This is a genomic window from Sphingomonas sp. (assembly GCF_035490575.1).
GTDB lineage: Bacteria > Pseudomonadota > Alphaproteobacteria > Sphingomonadales > Sphingomonadaceae > Sphingomonas.
Map to the genome: position 1 here is coordinate 1 of NZ_DATJLI010000182.1, position 3,382 is coordinate 3,382.

Here is a 3,382-nt window from a genome sequence, read left to right on the forward strand (position 1 = left end):
AGCGAGGCGGTGGCCGAGGAGGGCGAGGTCGATGTCCGCTGCACCGGCGGACTGATCTGCCCCGCCCAGCGGATCGAGCGGCTGAAGCATTTCGTCAGCCGCGGCGCCATGGACATTGACGGTCTGGGCGAAAAGACGCTGGTCGCGTTTGTCGGTCTTGGCTGGATCAGGGAACCCGCCGACATTTTCCGCCTGGCCACGCATCGCGACGAACTGATCGGGCGCGAGGGGTGGAAGGACAAGTCGGTCGACGCCCTGCTTGCCGCGATCGAGGCGCGGCGCGAACCCGATCCCGCGCGGCTGCTGTTCGGCCTGGGCATCCGCCACATCGGCGCGGTGACGGCGCGCGACCTGCTGCGGCACTTCGGCACGCTGGACGCCATTCGCGAGCTGGCCGACGCGCTGATCGAATTGCGCGAAACGCTGACCCCGGCGCTGGGCGAGGATGCGACCAAGCACCGCAACCGGCTCGACAAGGCGATGGCCGAACGGATCGGCGTCAATCAGGTCGGTGCCGCTGTCGGCCATGCGCTGGCCGACTTCTTCCACGAACCGCACAACCGCGCGGTGTGGGACGACCTGCTCGCCGAAGTATCGCCGCCGCCCTATCGGGAAAGCGCGCGCACGTCCGACGTGTCGGGCAAGACGGTGGTGTTTACCGGCACGCTGGAAACCCTGTCGCGCGACGAGGCAAAGGCGCAGGCGGAGTCGCTCGGCGCGCGGGTCTCGGGTTCGGTATCGGCCAAAACCGACCTGCTGGTTGCGGGGCCAGGCGCGGGGTCCAAGGCGAAGAAGGCCGTCGAGCTTGGCATCCGCGTGATCGACGAACCCGGCTGGCTGGAGATCGTTGCCGCAGCGCAGTGATGCATTTGTGCAACGCATCAAAAGTGAATGCGTCATTGTCCGTTTTGTCATGGAACCGAAACAGTGGATCGCCACTGGCGCCCCTGACGGCGCGTCGAAGCGCCGCATGGGTCCGCGCGAAACGCGCGCGCTAGGGGAAATTGAAAATGCGGATGAAGCTGTTTGCCAGCGTGGCTTTTGCTGCGCTCTCCATTCCGGGCACTGCCTTTGCACAGTCAACGGGTTCGCTGGACTTCGAAGACGATGCCATCGTTGTCACCGGTTCCGGTTCGAGCGATGTCGGCGGTGTCGACATTCCCAACACGCCAAAGGCGCGTGTCGAACTCGAACGCGAGCTGCTGCTTCGCCAGACGCCCGGCCAGACCGTCAACGACATGATTAACCTGGTCCCGGGTGTCAGCTTCACCAACAACGACCCGTTCGGTTCGCTGGGTGGCAACTTCACCGTTCGCGGCTTCGGTTCCGACCGCATCTCGCAGACGGTCGACGGCATTCCGCTGAACGATTCGGGCAATTACGCACTTTACACCAACCAGCAGTTCGATGCCGAAATCATCGAGTCGGTGACGGTTTCGCTCGGTTCGACCGACGTTGACAGCCCGACCGCGTCGGCCGTTGGTGGCACGATCAACATCCGCACGCTGACCCCACGCGACGAACTGGGCGCGATGCTCAGCGCCAGCTATGGCGACATCATCGCGCGCGGCGATCCGGGCAGCCGTCCGTTCCACCGCGTGTTCGGCATGATCCACACCGGCGACATCACCGGTTTCGGCACCAAGGCCTGGTTCTCGGCATCGAAGGCAACGAACGAGAGCACCTACGCCAACTATGGCGGGGTCGATAAGCAGCAGTATAACGGCCGCATCTATCAGGAAATCGGCACCAACGGCGACTTCATCGCGGTTGCGGGCCACTACAACGAGAACCGCAACAACTTCAACGGTTCGCCGTCGAACAACCTGGCGTTCCCGCTGGAACCGGAAGACCGCTTCTATGACGTGGCCGGCGGTTTTCCCTGCAACACCACCACGCCGCAGGCCGGCGTGGCCGACACGCCCAATGGCTGCGGCAACGATTTCGAGCGTCGCTACAATCCGTCGAACACCGGCAACATCCGCATCAATTCGCGCTTCACACTGCGCGATGGCCTGGTGCTGACGGTCGACCCCAGCTTCCAGTATGTGAAGGCCAATGGCGGTGGCGCCGCCGTCGGCTTTGAAGACCCGCAATATCGCACCGCCGGTGGCAATCCGATCTTCGGTTTTGTCAACGGCGGCTATGCGTTCGGCGTCGACCTGAACGGCGACGGCGACCTGCTCGACCAGGTTCGCGTCCTGTCGCCCAGCCAGACGCAGACGCGTCGTTACGGCGTCATCGCCAACCTGGCCTATGACATCAACGATAACCACCGTGTCCGCGTGTCGTATACGTTCGACCGCGCGCGTCATCGCCAGACCGGCGAAAGCGGCTTCATCGACATCACCGGCGAGCCGTTCGACGTGTTCCCCGTCAACGATCCGATCCTGACTGCCGATGGCACCGCGCTACAGGACCGCAACCGTCTGTCCTATGCCACGCTGCATCAGGCATCGGGCGAATATCGCGGTGAATTCCTCGACGAAAAGCTGGTCGTCCTGCTCGGCGGCCGCGTGCCCTTCTTCGAGCGCGACCTGAACCAGTATTGCTTCACCACCAATGCCGGCGGTGGCGTCTCGTGCCCCAACCCGGACATTGATCTTGGCGCCTATGCCGCGGACAATCCGACCTATGCGGCGCCACGGTCGCGGGTGCTGAGCTATGACAAGTTCCTGCCCAGCGTCGGTTTCACCTACAACTTCACACCTGAGTTCAGCACCTTCGCCAGCTATACCCAGAACATCTCGGTTCCGGGCACCGACGCGCTTTACGGTGCGCTCTTCTTTGACGAGAGTGATCCCAGCGGTCAGCCTGATCCCGAGACCTCGGACAGCTTCGACCTTGGCGTTCGCTATCAGACGGGGATCGTCCAGGCCCAGCTGACTGGCTGGTTCTCGAAATACACCAACCGTCTTGCCAGCGCCTATGACCCCGATTGCGATTGCAGCGTCACGCGCAATCTGGGCGAAGTCGAGAAATACGGCATCGACGGTTCGATCTCGATCCAGCCGATCCCGCAGGTCCTGGCCTATGTGTTCGGTTCGTATCAGGACTCGGAAATCAAGGACGACGTCCAGACCGGCGCCGATACCTTTGCTCCCACCGCGGGAAATCGTGAATCGGGCGCACCCGAATATATGTTCGGTGCCCGTATTCAGGCGTCGGTCGGCGGTTTCGACATCGGCGGCCAGATCAAGCGCACGGGTCCGCGCTTCCTGAACGACATCAACACGGTCGAACTGCCGGCCTACACGGTCGCCGACATCGACGTGCGTTACTCGCTCGCCGATTACGGTCTCGAGCAGACCTACTTCCAGCTGAACCTGACCAACCTGTTTGACGAGGTCTATATCGGTTCGGCTTCGACGGGCCTGACGAC

General features: G+C 63.0%; 2 protein-coding genes. Both read left to right on the top strand.

The genetic code is table 11. The features are described 5' to 3' along the window. The coding region (locus VL973_RS13815; RefSeq protein WP_325284606.1) for a helix-hairpin-helix domain-containing protein at positions 1-864 on the top strand (864 nt) is incomplete at its 5' end. Positions 865-1,016: 152 nt separating this feature from the next. Continuing rightward, the coding region (locus tag VL973_RS13820; RefSeq protein WP_325284607.1) for a TonB-dependent receptor at positions 1,017-3,382 on the top strand (2,366 nt) is incomplete at its 3' end.